This is a genomic window from Paraliobacillus sp. X-1268, assembly GCF_003426095.1.
GTDB lineage: Bacteria > Bacillota > Bacilli > Bacillales > Amphibacillaceae > Paraliobacillus_A > Paraliobacillus_A zengyii.
Genome location: NZ_QJSK01000003.1, coordinates 157,776 through 172,154 on the forward strand (window position 1 = coordinate 157,776; position 14,379 = coordinate 172,154).

Sequence of the window (14,379 nt, forward strand, 5' to 3'; positions counted from 1 at the left end):
ATGTCATCCTCTCTCAGTTGTTTGGGTTATATATCAAGCGCATCAATTAACTGTTGCTCTTCCCAAACTTCTATATCTAACTTTCTAGCTTTATCCAATTTAGATCCAGCTTCTGATCCTGCAATGAGTAGGTCCGTCTTTTTACTAACACTTCCTGTCACATTGCCACCTAAAGCTTCAATTTTTTCTTTTGCTTCTGGACGTGTCAGTTGCTCCATTTTTCCTGTCAGAACAATTGTCTTTCCACTAAAAATCGAATCCTCAGCTTGCTGTGTCTTTTTCGGTCCTAGGTAATTCATATTCAATCCTAATAGCTTTAACTGTTCGACCAATTCTTTTACATGATCTTCTGAAAAATATCGAACAATCGAATCAGCCATTTTTTCACCAATTTCGTTCACTGCAACTAAATCATCATACGTAGCCGCTACTAAATTATCGATCGTCTCAAATTCAATTGCTAATGTTTTCGCAGCTTTTGCCCCAACAAAACGTATTCCTAAACCAAACAACAGTTTCTCAAGTGAATTACCTTTTGATACTTCGATTGCACGTAACAAATTATCAACTGACTTCTCACCCATTCGTTCTAATTCTAGTAAGGAATCACGCTCTAGTCGATAGATATCAGAAATTTTATCAACTAAATCCGCATCAAAAAGTTGCTCAATAACTTTTTCTCCTAAACCATCAATATTCATGGCGTTACGCGAAACAAAGTGCGTCAATCCTTCTTTTACTTGTGCCGGACAACTAGGATTTATACACCTTAGTGCAACTTCTTCCTCAAGCCTAACTAACTCACTTTCACATGCAGGACAATGTGTAGGCATCTCATAAGGAATTTCTTCCCCATTTCGTTTGTCAGTTAAGACACGCACAACCTCTGGGATAATATCTCCGGCTTTTTTAATTACAACTGTATCATCAATTCGAATGTCTTTATCACGAATAAAATCTGCATTGTGTAAGGAAGCACGCTGTACAGTTGTACCTGCAACTTTAACTGCATCAAGAATAGCAGTAGGCGTAATAACCCCAGTTCTTCCAACACTTAATTCGATATCTGTAAGCTTAGTGACAACTTCTTCCGCTGGAAACTTATAAGCAATTGCCCAACGTGGCCCTTTAGCTGTATTACCAAGTATATCTTGATATGCAAGATTATCCACTTTCACTACAATGCCATCTATGTCATAAGATAAGTTCTCACGATTTTGAACCCAACCTTCTACATAAGCAATCACTTCATCAATATTTTGGCATTTCCGCCATTCTGGGTTTGTTTGTAAACCTAATGAAGCTAAATAATTTAACCGTTCACTATGTGTCGTAAGTGTACCAGACTCCCATTGTCCAACCGCATAAAGGAAAACATCAAGGCTACGTTTAGAAGCAATTTTAGAATCTAATTGTCTTAAAGAACCCGCTGCCGCATTACGTGGATTCGCAAACGGTTCCTCTCCATTTTCTTCTTTTTGCGCATTTAAGGCAAGAAAAGATTTCTGTGGCATAAATGCTTCTCCACGAACTTCAATTGTACTTTTCTCTGCAATTTTTAATGGAATGTTTCGAATCGTTTTTAGATTATGTGTAATATCCTCGCCCGTTTCACCATCTCCTCGAGTAGCTCCCAGAGTGAAAATACCTTCTTCATAGCGAAGAGATACGGCTAACCCATCAATTTTCAACTCACAAACATACGTGACCGCCTCTATATCTAAGCCTTCACGGATACGTCGATCAAAATCTTTTAGATCTGTATCACTAAACGCATTAGCTAAACTAAGCATTGGTACATTATGTTGCACCTTTTTAAAACCCTCTAGAGGTTTTCCACCAACTCGGTGTGTGGGTGAATCTGGTGTAACAAGTGCGGGAAATTCTTCCTCTAATCGATGCAACTGTTGCATTTTTTTATCATATTCCGCATCTGGAACAGTCGGATTATCTAAGACATGATAGTCATAATTATACTTTTCTAATGTCTGACGTAATGCTTTTATCTCTTGATCAGCTTTTGCTTGATCCATCTGACATCCACCTCAATTTAATCTTTTGTAATCGGAGCAAACTTCGCTAATAATCGCTTAATACCAGTTGGTGATGGAAATGCGATATCTAATTCCATTGATTCACCTTCACCGGTAACTTTCACAACGGTTCCTTGACCCCATTTTTTGTGGTTAGCTTTGTCACCAACTTGCCATCCAACCTTTTCTCCACCCGTCGTTGTTTTTTGTGCTGCTTTTTTAACAGCCAACTTCGATGGTGCAGCAAATGGATTTGGCTTTTGGAGATTGGAATTGATTGAAGGCGATTTGGACATTTGCTCTTTCACTTCTTCCATACCTTCTAACAATACTTCTGGAATCTCTCTAATGAATCGGCTAATTGGATTCATATTGGTTCTGCCATATAAGGTTCGCATCTGAGCATGTGAAATGTGTAGTATCTTTTCCGCTCTTGTAATTCCTACATAGGCTAAACGACGCTCTTCTTCCATCTCGTCTTCATCAAGAATAGAACGACTATGCGGGAAGACATTCTCTTCCATACCAACTAAGAATACAATCGGGAACTCTAGTCCCTTGGCAGCGTGCAAAGTCATTAGTGTTACTTTATTATCTGCAAATGGATCATCATCTACTCGGTCAATATCAGCAACTAAGGCTAAATCAGTTAAGAAAGCAAGTAATGTCTTATCTTCACTATTTTCCTCAAAATGTTTGGTAACCGTTTTGAACTCTTCTAAGTTCTCAAGACGACTTTGCGCTTCAATGCTACGCTCATTCTGAAGCATTGTCTCATACCCTGTCTTTGTTATCACTTCTTCCACCATATCCGTTGCAGTTAAAAACTCTTGCTGTTGTGTCCAATTTCTTATTAACGCTCCAAAGTTTGCTAATTCTTTTGCAGCTTTACCACTAACACCAGCAAAGTCAACTTCTTGTACTGCTGTGTATAAAGAAATGTCATGTTCAGCTGCATAGGCTTGAAGCTTATCTAAAGATGTTTTACCAACACCACGCTTCGGCTCATTTGCCACTCTTGCAAAACTAAGGTCATCATCAGGATTAGATATTAAACGTAAGTATGCAAGCATGTCTTTAATTTCTTTTCGATCATAGAACTTAGTTCCGCCAACAATTTGATAAGGAATATTTGCTTTAACAAACGTTTCCTCGACGGATCTTGACTGGGCATTTGTTCGATAAAGAATGGCTATATCACGATAGTTATATTCATTAGATTTAACATACTCTTCCGCCTTGCCAGCCACATATAACCCTTCATATTGTTCTGTTGCCGCTTTATAATAATTTATTTTCGAGCCCTCGGTATTGTCTGTCCATAGTTTCTTCGCCTTACGACCAGGATTATTTTCAATCACACGATTAGCCGCTTCTAAAATTGATTGTGTCGAACGGTAATTTTGCTCAAGTATAACGACTCTAGCACTTGGATAATCCTTTTCAAAAGAAAGGATATTCGCAATATCTGCTCCACGCCAGCCATAGATAGATTGATCAGAATCACCTACTACGCATAAGTTTTGATAGCGTGATGCTAACTGTTTTACTAAAGAATATTGTGCATGGTTTGTATCTTGATACTCATCCACATGAACATATTGAAACCGTCGCTGGTAATATTCCAACACTTCTGGCAATCGTTTAAACAATACAATTGTCTGCATGATTAAATCATCAAAATCAAGTGATTGGTTTTTCATCAGTCGTCTTTGATACGATTCGTAAACCGTTGCTATTTGTTGTTGATAGAAATCTCCTGCTTCTGCTTTATACCCTTCAGGTGTAATTAAACTATTCTTTGCTGAACTAATTGCATTCAACATAGCTCGCGGTTCGAATTTTTTTGGATCGATATTCTTTTCTTTTAAGATGTTCTTTATTACAGTTAATTGATCCCCACTGTCTAAGATTGAAAAGCTTCGACTGTAACCAATTCGATCAATATCTCTGCGCAATATCCGTACACACATTGAGTGAAAAGTAGATACCCATATTTGATCTGCTTCAGGTCCAACTAGTCGGGAGATCCGCTCTTTCATTTCTCTTGCTGCTTTATTTGTAAAGGTAATCGCCAAAACGCTTCTAGGAGAAATTTCTTTTTCATCTAACAAATAAGCGATTCGATGTGTTAGGACTCTCGTTTTACCACTTCCCGCACCTGCCATTATGAGTAATGGACCATCTGTATGACGAACAGCATCCTGTTGTGGTTTATTTAATCCATTAAGTAATTTTTCCATTGCTTTGCTCATTAGTCCACCGCCTTTATCCTTCTTTTACTGCCTCAACTGTTTGTAACGCTTCTTCAAAATTTTCATATATACTATTTCCTACAACAATGACATCCGCGTAAGTCGCCATTTCTTTTGCCTGCTGTTTATTCTTTATCCCGCCACCGTAGAATAATTGTGTAGCGTTCAATTGTTGTTTCACTTGCCTCACTAATTCTGGATCACCGTATGTACCGCTATATTCTAAATAAAAAATTGGCAAATGAAGCATGTGTTCAACCATTTGTGCATAAGCTATTACATCTCCTGCATCTGGGAACTTACAATTAGCAAGATTGTATGCTTTTGCTTCCGGATTTAAAATACAATATCCTTCCGCCACAATTTCGTTCCAGTTCAACATATTTCCAAAATCTTTAATTGCTTGATGCTGAATGTCCATCATCCATTTTTTATCCTGACTATTTAACACCATTGGAATATAATAAAAGTCAAAACCAGGTGTAATTGCATCCATTGAAGAGACTTCTAAAATGCAAGGTACTGAAAACCTGCGAATCTGACTTAATAGTTGTAATACACCATCTAAAGTAACCCCATCTGTTCCACCAACGATTATTGCATCTGTTCCTGATTGACAAATTTTCGTTACTTCTTCGTTAGTAATTTCTTTATTAGGGTCTAATTTGAAAATATGTTTCCATTCTTTCCTATTATACAAAGTATTAGCCTCCATCCACTACTAATCCATTATTTCATTATACCAAAAATCCTACAAAATTCAGTAAGATATCTGAATCATTTTAAAAAAGGTCGTTTTTCATGAGAATCTATCTATCCCGACATTTAAATGGCAACATAGTGGCGAATAGTGACTTAAAAAGAAAATAGAATATAATAGAAAAAGCTAGCCACTTAGGCTAGCTTTTTCTATTTATTATCGGCTGGAAATACGAGTCCAAACTGTCCTCTTGCTTCTTCTAAAATAGTCGCCGTTATTAGTGTATTTTCATACGTATTAATTGAGGATTCTAATTCATTGTTTTTTATTGCATCAATAAAAGCCTTTGCTTCATAATACATGGCATTGTCTTTTTGTGGTCGCGAGATATCTTCGACAGTTCCATCATTCCATTTTATTTCTACTTTGGTAGGGTGATTAATATTGTCAATTATGATTGCGCCTTGTTCACCTTGAATTTCAGATGGCAGATAAGAATTTGTAACCTTAGAATACATTACTGAACCATTTAGTTCATCATAATCAAACAGGGCACTTCCTTGTCCATCAACACCTGATTCAAGCATATAAGCATTAGCATGAACTTTTTTTGGCTTACCAAAGAGGGTTACCATAGGATAAATACAATAGATTCCTATATCCATTAGAGAACCATTAGAGAATTCAGGCTTAAACGCATTCATGACGTTTCCTTCTTTATATGCATCATAACGTGATGAATACTGACAGTAGCTCGCAAAATAGCGACGAACTGGCCCTATCTTGTCCAAGTTTTCTTTAACTGCTTGAAAGTTGGGCAAAAAGATTGATTTAATTGCTTCCATTAGCAATACACCGTTTCGCTTTGCTGTATCAATTAATTCTTTAACTTCAGTTGCATTTGATGCTATTGCTTTTTCCACAATCACATGTTTACCTGCATTCATCGCTTCAATCGCTTGTCCTGCATGCATAACATTTGGGCTTGCTATGTACACTGCATCCATTTGATCATTTTGCAGAAAACGATCCATATCTGTAAATATTGTTTCTACAGAGAACTTGTCTGCGAATTGCTTTGCCTTATCCTCTGTGCGAGAATAAACTGCAACTAGCTCAAAATCCTCCACATCTAACGCAGCATTAATAAAACTTTCTGTTATCCAATTTGTCCCGATAATTCCGAATCTAACCATATATTTTTACCTCCTATAAAATTAATATCTATGACTCCTCTTGTTCTTCTAGACGTCCAAGTACCATTTGATAACCGTCATTACCATAATTAAGGCAACGCTTCACACGCGAAATCGTGGTTGTTGATGCGCTCGACTCTTCAACAATAGCATGATACGTATGGCCTTCTTTTAACATTTTTGCTACTTGTAACCTTTGGGAAAAGGATTGAATCTCGCTCATTGTCGCAATATCATCAAAAAATTGATAGCATTCTTCTCGGTTTTTTAATGTTAGCATTGCATCAAATAGCTGATCCAATTGTTCACCTCTTAGTTTATCGATCTGCATCGAACTATTCTCCTCCCTTTGTCTTATTCTATCTCTTCTACTGCTGATAATCCTGGATCCGTGGGAATCACATTAATCCAAGTCTGACCAGAAACTAACCCAACTTCTTCTCCATCACGAACCGGTATAATTCGTCCATCCTGGTTCTTCCATTGGATTTTTTGAAGTTTTCCTTTTTGTAAAAGATATGCATTTCCACCTGAATCTAAATCTATCTCGCGGCGTCCAGCATCATCAACCACTTCATGATTTGTCTCGATAATAAAGACATTGTCTAGCTCTACAGGTTCATCTGTATTTAACTCAAGTGTTTGTTCTTCCCCATTATAACGTAAATAGGCTTCTGATTCCGAATTATACACATAACGAACTGGTGTTGATGTGTAATTGAAAGATACCTCTGTAACCTCAGTTCCTCCAATTTCAGTAGTTTCTTCTTCTTCTAAAAATCTTAGAGACTCATACTCCATACTTGTTTGGTACCCTTTTTCTTCTGCAACATCATAAACAGCTCCAAATTGCAAATAAGAGTTGTGCGGTGCAACACGGAAAGACTCCCGTTTAAATAAATTACCATCATCATCATAATAAGCACCATTCAAATACTCAGCGGCACCATCTGCTAGCATATCTTCTATAAAGTTTGCTGCACCATGATAAACATAGAGCGCACCATAGTCATCTGCCGTATTAAAATAATAAGGACGCGCACTTCTTACTGGTCCGACAACCTCTGGCTGTTGACTTTGAAAGAGAGCCATTAGTCTTGTAATGTCACCCTCAGCCAAAATTTCAAACACAACATCTGCTTGGGATAAACCAGTCTGCGGTCGGGCTGATGGATGATTATTGATCATGACAGCGACAATTCGATTATCAACTGCTTCTTCTGTCCTTTCTCCAGTAAGCGGATATACATTTGGTAACGCTGGTTCTGATTCTCCTACTGGTTCTTCAACTTCCGGATCTGAATCAGTCTGCTCTGTTTCATTTGAACAAGCGACCAATAATAACGGAATTAAAAATATTAATAATAGCATTAACTTCTTTTTCATTTGTCACACACCTTTTCTATTTGAGGATTGATTTTTATCTGCAGTTCTTCTCCATAATTATAGCAAAAGTATGTCCAACTATCATCGCTCTTTTAATTTATCATTAAACAACATTGACATACATTACTGATTTACTTTACGCAAAAGGAGTAACATGACAAACGAAATAGCTACAATGGAAATAACCCACGCCCATGCAAGTTGCATTTGATTTGATTCAAACGCCACATAAATAGCCAGTGGAATGGTCTGGGTCTTTCCAGGAATATTACCAGCAAACATTACAGTCGCACCGAATTCTCCCAATGCACGTGCAAAACTTAAAATAAAGCCTGCAATAATCGGTTTATAGCATAGTGGTAAAGAAACAAAACGAAAAATGTGCCATTCGTTTCCACCGTCGACTCGAGCAGCATCTTCTATATCTCGATCAATCGATTGAAACCCTAGCTTAACAGTTTGATACATTAAAGGAAACGCGACAACTATAGCGGCAATAATAGCGGCAGTTATCGTAAATATAATGGACTGCCCACTAAAAAAGTGAATAATTTCCCCAATCCAACCATTACGTCCGAAAAGTATAATTAATAAAAAACCTATTACAGTCGGTGGTAATACAATTGGTAACAATAGCATTGTTTCTATTAGTAATTTAGCTGGCAAACGCTTTTTCGTCATTAACCAAGCCATTGTTATTCCAGTAATAACGACAAATAACGTGGCAACAAATGCTACAATTATAGAGAGTTGTATTGGTTGCCAAAATGTCATATTCAATCGTTCTCGCTCCCTACTGAACGAAATCCATATTCTTTAAATATAGTCGTTGCCTGTTCTGATGTTAAAAAATCATAAAATAAGATTGCTTCCGGTTCATGATTTGTATCTTTCACAACCCCAGCAGGATAAGCAATTCTGTCATGATCAGCTTGATCTGCTACCGCTACAATCTCTACTAAATCCGACTGTATTGCATCTGTCTGATAAACAATCCCTGCATCGACATTATTTGTCTCGACATACTGTAAAACTTGACGAACATCTTTAGCAGGTATTAGTTTATCTTTTTCAGATAACGTCTGATACAATCCTAACTGCTCTAACGTTTGTTTCGCGTATGCGCCAGCCGGGACACTTTCAGGTGTGCCAATTGCGATCTTTTTCACATCTGTTTCTAATAAATCTTCAAAGGAGGTAATAGTAGAATTAGCTTCTTTATTCGCAATCAATACCAAGCTATTCTCAACAATAGTCTGGTAATATCTATCATCTATTAAATTCTTCTCTAGTAAATAAATTAATTTATCTTCTGCCGCTGAAATAAATAGATCAGTCGGTGCACCTTGTTCAATTTGTTGTTGTAAAGCACCAGATGAACCCAAATTCAGTTGGATTTGAATGTTTGTATGGTCTTCTTCAAAAACTGTTACTAGTTCATCCATTACATCTGTCAAACTAGCAGCCGCTGAAATAGTTAACTCTACTTTTTCCTCATTGCTACCTTTTGAATTTTGCACACATGCTGTTGTTAATATAAGTAGGCTACCAATTAGCAAACACAATATTTGTTTTTTTTGCATTTTTCTCTTCCTTCCCTTCATTCTAGCACAGACGTCCATTCTATATTTTGTTATAATAACATAAGAGGTGATCAACATGACTGAATTTTCTCATTTTAATTCAGAAGGTAGAGCAAAAATGGTCGATATAACGGATAAACAGGAAACGACTCGTACTGCTGTTAGTCAGTCACGCGTAATTGTTAATCAAGAAATTTATCAAAAAATAACACAGCACGCATTTGCTAAGGGTGATGTACTTGCCGTTGCTCAAGTTGCTGGTATTATGGCAGCAAAGCAAACTTCAACGATCATTCCAATGTGTCATCCCTTACCTTTAAGTGGTGTAAATATAAGCTTTAGTTGGGAAAGCCAAGATAACGATAAACAGTCCCTTATTATCGAGGTAGAAGTCAAAACAAAAGGAAGCACAGGCGTGGAAATGGAGGCACTCACCGCCGCCTCTGTGACAGGTTTAACTGTGTATGACATGTGTAAAGCAGTAGATAAAGGAATGATACTAGGTCCAACATTCTTGTTAACAAAAACTGGCGGAAAAAGCGGCGATTATCAACGATAAATAGCCTTATTTTTTTATCTCTGTTATGACATGGATCAACTCAGGTAAAACTAATCGCTCCATAGCAAGTTTAACCGCTCCAGTTGATCCTGGCATTGCAAATATGGCTGTATCTCGTGCTACTCCTGCTGTTGCACGAGATAATATCGCAGCAGATCCAATATCATATTGATAGCTTAAATAACGGAATAATTCACCAAACCCTGGCAATTCCTTCTCTAAAACGCTTTGTACAACTTCTATTGTGACATCACGCTTCGCAATACCTGTCCCTCCATTTAATAAAATAGCTTCAACTTGTACATCTGCTAACCCCTGTTGGATCGCTTTATTAATCTCTTCTTTTTCATCTTTTACAATCACGTAATCTTGTAGCAGGTGATCATTTTCTTCGAGAAATCCCTTAATAGCTTGTCCACTTTTATCCGTTTCTTTATCTCGCGTATCACTCACTGTTATAACCATACAGCGAACATTTTTAATTTTATCATTATCAAGATGTGTCATAATCAGGTCCTTTCTTATTAACTCAACTTTCGTACTGTAAAACAGGCAGTTAAGCCTTAGTATATCAACGTAGTCTCATAATCCAAAATAGAAATTGACTTCACCTTCTTTGGTTATCATCCGTATGTTTGACCTGACGCACTTGAGAGAAATTCCGCCGCAAGAGGCATAAAGTTCTTACCCGCTCCTCAAATGAAATTGACTTCCTTTCCGTAGGCACGGCTTCAGCTAATTCGGTAAAGAAAAACGCTTTACCGAATGGATCTTCAGCCCGTGGGACTGCGATTACTCATCCCATCGAAAACATGTGCTGTTCCTACTGGAGTCTCGTCAATTTCATTTGATGCGCTGGATAGAGGTTAAAATAGCTTCTTGTCATAAATTTTTATTTATACTTATAACAACAGGTGCTTACAATATGCTGAGCTGATTGAAGCGTAAGGCAGTCGAATCCTGCGGGAAAAGCAAGATCTGAAGATCCACTTCGGAAAGTGCTTTTTGCTTTTCGAAGTTAGCTGAAGACTTGCCCGCGGAAAGCGACTGCCTGCAGCGGAAATCAACATTGCAGTTACGACAGATTTTATGGGTTTTCATTACTAAACATTTTTTAATCGTGTCAAGTTTTATAAGGAACACAAACCAAACTTATAACAGCCAACGTTTAGCGCTTATTTTTTAAGTGAGAAAGTTGAGTTATTAATAGAATAGTTATCTTTTATTGTAGTTGAAACACCCTGTTACGTCTATGTGACATATTCCTTTAACTGTAATTTAAAACTAGATGTTCGTTTTATCTATACGGAAACTTCTTTACAAGCTAAAATTGAAACATAAACATTGTAAGCCTTTACTCTATGTTGAAAGAAGGGTACTTACAATCAATTTGGAGGGATTCTTATGACGAAGGGATTAAAAATTGCGACAATTGGTGGCGGCTCAAGTTACACCCCAGAATTAATGGAAGGTTTTATTAATCATTATCATGAATTACCCATTCGTGAGCTTTGGTTAGTTGATATCGAAGCTGGTAAAGATAAACTAGAAATAGTTGGCGCTTTAGCAAGACGTATGGTAAAAAAGGCAGGTCTTCCAATTGAGATTCATTTAACATTAGACAGGGAAGAAGCATTAAAAGGTGCTGATTTTGTTACGACACAATTTCGCGTTGGTTTACTAGAAGCACGTGCAAAAGACGAACGCATTCCAATGAAATACGGTGTACTTGGTCAAGAAACCAACGGCCCCGGCGGCTTATTTAAAGGATTACGCACCATCCCGGTGATTCTTGAAATTTGTAAGGACATCGAACGACTATGTCCGAATGCATGGTTGATTAACTTTACTAACCCAGCGGGAATGGTGACAGAAGCCGTTCTTCGTTATTCTAACATTACCAAAATTGTTGGCCTGTGCAATGTACCTATTGGTATGGAGATGGGTATTGCTAAATTATTAGATGTAGATCATTCTCGTATTCATATCGATTTCGCTGGACTTAATCATATGGTTTACGGATTAGATGTCTATGTAGATGGAAAAAGTGTTAAAAAAGAAGTAATTGACTTATTATCAAATCCAGAGAATAGTAGCTTTGTGAAAAACATTGAGGGCTTAGGCTGGGAACCAGAATTCATTAAAAGTCTTGATGCCTTAACTTGTCCTTACCATAATTATTACTACAAATCGAAACAAATGCTAGAGAAAAATGTTAAGAATGCTGAAAAAGAAGGTACTCGTGCAGAAGTCGTTCAAAAATTAGAAAAAGAACTTTTTGAATTGTATAAAGATCCTGAATTAGATAGTAAACCACCACAATTACAAGAACGTGGCGGCGCCTATTATTCTGATGCAGCTGTTCGTTTAATTACTTCTATTTATAATGACAAACGAGACATCCAACCAGTAAACACTAGAAACAATGGCGCAATCGCAAGTATTCCCAATGATTCAGCTGTTGAAGTTAGCTGTGTCATTACCAAAGATGGTCCGAAACCTATTACAATGGGTGATTTGCCAGTGGCTGTCCGCGGATTAGTACAACAAATTAAATCATTTGAACGTATTTCAGCTGAAGCTGCAGTAACCGGGGATTACGATAAAGTCGTCTTAGCCCTAACTATTAATCCATTAACTCCATCAGATACAATAGCAAAGGAAATTATTGATGAAATGATGGAAGCACATAAAGAACATCTACCACAATTTTTCACAAAGGTGAATGCATAGCATTAGAAACACGCGCTAATCGATATGATTAGCGCGTTATTTTTCCTTTATGAACCAGTTATATATGCCTAGGATAAAATAATTATAAATAAAGGTTTATCTTTAAATAATCGGGGTATATATCAGAGCATATAAAAAATACTAGTTTCGAGAGGAATTATAAAAATGGAAACAAAAAAACTACCAATCTGGCAGCATATCCAATTTCGAATTATCATCGCACTAATCATTGTCTTACTGTTAAATACAACTATTTCAAATTTTATTTTAAGTTTAATTGAAATGACAAACATTAATTTAGGGATAATTGGTATTTGGATCAATAATCTAATGAACATTGTTGTCACCACAATTTTGATTGGAGGCTTTTTACGCTATTACATATTGAAGCCTATTAAAGATATGGAACAGAAAATTCAACAATTTGAAAATGGCGAACTCGATACTCGTATTCAATCGAAAGAAAATAATGAAATTGGTTTATTGGGAGGACAATTGAATAAATTATTTGCAAGTATAGAAGACTTTCAATTAAAGCAACAAGATCAAATTCATTTAGTCGAAGAAAGATCAACTAACATTTCGGAACGTGTTAATAATTTAACGGATGAGATAAAATCAATTAGTGAACATTTTGAGGATATATCAGCAACTTCCCAAGAACAATTAGGTTCTTTTGAAGAAACGACAGCAGTTGCGGATAATATGAATAATCAATTCCAAACAATTACAGACGACTTATCAAACTTAACTGATGCATTCCATCACATGAAGATGAAGACAGAGGACGGCGTAAAGCAAATTAATGATTCGTCCGAAACGATGGAGAAAATCGCTAGTAACTCTGAAAACGCGAAAAATAAAATCGTTCAACTTGCAGATGAAATTCTAAGAATAAACGAAGTTGTTACATTAATTAACGATATTTCAGAACAGACTAATTTACTTGCCTTAAATGCATCCATTGAAGCAGCACGTGCTGGAGAAAATGGAAAAGGTTTTTCAGTTGTAGCAGAGGAAGTTCGTAAGCTAGCAGAAAGATCTGTTGATGCAACAGAACAAATCACAAAAACGGTAGACCGAATTTTAGAAGATGTCCAGAACATTGCAAGTCAGTCGGAAGAACGTGCCAATAATATTAATCACGAATCAGAAAAAATATTAGAAATCAACACTAGTTTTGAGGATATTGCTTCAACAATTATGACAAACATTAAATCTATCGAAAAAGTTAATACAAACAGTCAAGATGTTTCGAAAGCAAGCCTTGAAATAACAACCACAATGGAGTACGTTACAAATAAAACAGAGGATACAACCGAAAAAATTATGCACTTAAACACAACATTGACAGACCAATTGACAAAAACAGAAGAAGTACAGCAAGAATTAGAAGCACTAAAAGCATCATTTTAATAAGGGAATCACAAAAATACTTAAGCAACATGCACAATAAAATGTGCCGCATGTTGCTTTTTTATAAAGTGAATTATACTTCAGATTTTAATTTATCAATATATTGTTTTCCTTCTAACAAAGAAAGACCTAATGTTTCTCTTGCTTTTTTAACTGCTTTTATATCTTTACCTTCTTTTATTAGTTCACGTAAATCATCATTTATCGGGTGTTCAGGTATTCCCGATTGTTTAACTAATTGATCTAATTTATATTGCATTCCTTTTATATGACCTTCCAATTTATCCACCTTACTTGATAAAGAAATTATGATAAGAATAGATATGGTTATAAGTAGATATTCCATTTATTCACTCCTCATTCAAAATAATTTCAATACCCAACAAGAAAGTCTCACAATCCAAAATTGGAGTTGACTTCACGCTTCTTTGGCAATCATCCGTGCATTTGTTCTGACGCACTTGAGAGAAACTATGCGGTAAGAGGCATAAAGTTCTTACCTGCTCCTCAAATAAAAT

The 14,379-nt window shown here is 36.5% G+C and carries 13 protein-coding genes; 3 read left to right on the plus strand and 10 right to left on the minus strand.

The annotated features are described in order from the left end of the window. Positions 1-26: 26 nt before the first annotated feature. From ligA to modA, 8 genes are all read right to left on the minus strand, one after another. Positions 27-2,033, minus strand: coding sequence for an NAD-dependent DNA ligase LigA (gene ligA / locus D2K62_RS06965; RefSeq protein ID WP_112179848.1), 2,007 nt, complete (start codon positions 2,031-2,033; stop codon positions 27-29). A gap of 17 nt (positions 2,034-2,050) precedes the next feature. Then, complete coding sequence (pcrA, locus tag D2K62_RS06970) at positions 2,051-4,288, minus strand: DNA helicase PcrA (RefSeq protein WP_117161147.1); 2,238 nt, start codon at positions 4,286-4,288, stop codon at positions 2,051-2,053. A gap of 13 nt (positions 4,289-4,301) precedes the next feature. Beyond that, positions 4,302-4,988 carry a heptaprenylglyceryl phosphate synthase gene (gene pcrB, locus D2K62_RS06975; RefSeq protein ID WP_117161148.1) on the minus strand — a complete coding sequence of 229 codons (687 nt, stop codon included), beginning with the start codon at positions 4,986-4,988 and terminating at the stop codon, positions 4,302-4,304. Between the two features lie 209 nt (positions 4,989-5,197). Further along, a complete protein-coding gene (locus D2K62_RS06980; RefSeq protein WP_112179845.1) occupies positions 5,198-6,184 on the minus strand; it encodes a Gfo/Idh/MocA family protein in 987 nt (328 codons plus the stop codon). A gap of 28 nt (positions 6,185-6,212) precedes the next feature. Further along, positions 6,213-6,515: a YerC/YecD family TrpR-related protein gene (locus tag D2K62_RS06985; protein WP_112179844.1), complete on the minus strand. Its 303-nt coding sequence runs from the start codon at positions 6,513-6,515 to the stop codon at positions 6,213-6,215. 23 nt (positions 6,516-6,538) lie between these two features. Next, positions 6,539-7,570, minus strand: coding sequence for a DUF3048 domain-containing protein (locus tag D2K62_RS06990; RefSeq protein ID WP_112179843.1), 1,032 nt, complete (start codon positions 7,568-7,570; stop codon positions 6,539-6,541). Between the two features lie 123 nt (positions 7,571-7,693). Continuing rightward, entirely contained in the window at positions 7,694-8,344 is a 651-nt protein-coding gene (modB, locus tag D2K62_RS06995; RefSeq protein ID WP_369974640.1) for a molybdate ABC transporter permease subunit, read from the minus strand. Positions 8,345-8,346: 2 nt separating this feature from the next. Next, complete coding sequence (gene modA, locus D2K62_RS07000; protein WP_117161150.1) at positions 8,347-9,153, minus strand: molybdate ABC transporter substrate-binding protein; 807 nt, start codon at positions 9,151-9,153, stop codon at positions 8,347-8,349. Positions 9,154-9,229: 76 nt separating this feature from the next. Between modA and moaC the strand changes: the two genes are divergently transcribed. After that, positions 9,230-9,712 (plus strand): cyclic pyranopterin monophosphate synthase MoaC, encoded by a 483-nt coding sequence (gene moaC, locus D2K62_RS07005; RefSeq protein ID WP_112179840.1) that lies wholly within the window; start codon positions 9,230-9,232, stop codon positions 9,710-9,712. A 6-nt stretch (positions 9,713-9,718) separates the two neighbouring features. Here the strand turns inward: moaC and D2K62_RS07010 are convergent, their stop codons facing one another. Further along, the gene (locus D2K62_RS07010; protein ID WP_112179839.1) at positions 9,719-10,219 is read right to left on the minus strand and encodes a MogA/MoaB family molybdenum cofactor biosynthesis protein; all 501 of its coding nucleotides are present in this window, start codon (positions 10,217-10,219) and stop codon (positions 9,719-9,721) included. An 897-nt stretch (positions 10,220-11,116) separates the two neighbouring features. Here D2K62_RS07010 and D2K62_RS07015 point away from each other — a divergent pair. Both D2K62_RS07015 and D2K62_RS07020 read left to right on the plus strand, forming a co-directional pair. After that, the gene (locus D2K62_RS07015) at positions 11,117-12,445 is read left to right on the plus strand and encodes a 6-phospho-beta-glucosidase (RefSeq protein ID WP_117161151.1); all 1,329 of its coding nucleotides are present in this window, start codon (positions 11,117-11,119) and stop codon (positions 12,443-12,445) included. A gap of 165 nt (positions 12,446-12,610) precedes the next feature. Then, positions 12,611-13,861 (plus strand): methyl-accepting chemotaxis protein, encoded by a 1,251-nt coding sequence (locus D2K62_RS07020; RefSeq protein WP_112179837.1) that lies wholly within the window; start codon positions 12,611-12,613, stop codon positions 13,859-13,861. A gap of 73 nt (positions 13,862-13,934) precedes the next feature. Here D2K62_RS07020 and D2K62_RS07025 read toward each other — a convergent pair whose 3' ends face one another. Next, complete coding sequence (locus tag D2K62_RS07025) at positions 13,935-14,207, minus strand: hypothetical protein (RefSeq protein WP_112179836.1); 273 nt, start codon at positions 14,205-14,207, stop codon at positions 13,935-13,937. Positions 14,208-14,379: the final 172 nt, after the last annotated feature.

What these genes read in the sequence shown, in the direction of transcription:
- ligA (WP_112179848.1), bottom strand. Translation starts at nt 2,033, where the DNA reads ATGGATCAAGCAAAAGCTGATCAAGAGATAAAAGCATTACGTCAGACA.
- pcrA (WP_117161147.1), bottom strand. Translation starts at nt 4,288, where the DNA reads ATGAGCAAAGCAATGGAAAAATTACTTAATGGATTAAATAAACCACAA.
- D2K62_RS06980 (WP_112179845.1), bottom strand. Translation starts at nt 6,184, where the DNA reads ATGGTTAGATTCGGAATTATCGGGACAAATTGGATAACAGAAAGTTTT.
- D2K62_RS06985 (WP_112179844.1), bottom strand. Translation starts at nt 6,515, where the DNA reads ATGCAGATCGATAAACTAAGAGGTGAACAATTGGATCAGCTATTTGAT.
- D2K62_RS06990 (WP_112179843.1), bottom strand. Translation starts at nt 7,570, where the DNA reads ATGAAAAAGAAGTTAATGCTATTATTAATATTTTTAATTCCGTTATTA.
- modB (WP_369974640.1), bottom strand. Translation starts at nt 8,344, where the DNA reads ATGACATTTTGGCAACCAATACAACTCTCTATAATTGTAGCATTTGTT.
- modA (WP_117161150.1), bottom strand. Translation starts at nt 9,153, where the DNA reads ATGCAAAAAAAACAAATATTGTGTTTGCTAATTGGTAGCCTACTTATA.
- moaC (WP_112179840.1), top strand. Translation starts at nt 9,230, where the DNA reads ATGACTGAATTTTCTCATTTTAATTCAGAAGGTAGAGCAAAAATGGTC.
- D2K62_RS07010 (WP_112179839.1), bottom strand. Translation starts at nt 10,219, where the DNA reads ATGACACATCTTGATAATGATAAAATTAAAAATGTTCGCTGTATGGTT.
- D2K62_RS07015 (WP_117161151.1), top strand. Translation starts at nt 11,117, where the DNA reads ATGACGAAGGGATTAAAAATTGCGACAATTGGTGGCGGCTCAAGTTAC.
- D2K62_RS07020 (WP_112179837.1), top strand. Translation starts at nt 12,611, where the DNA reads ATGGAAACAAAAAAACTACCAATCTGGCAGCATATCCAATTTCGAATT.
- D2K62_RS07025 (WP_112179836.1), bottom strand. Translation starts at nt 14,207, where the DNA reads ATGGAATATCTACTTATAACCATATCTATTCTTATCATAATTTCTTTA.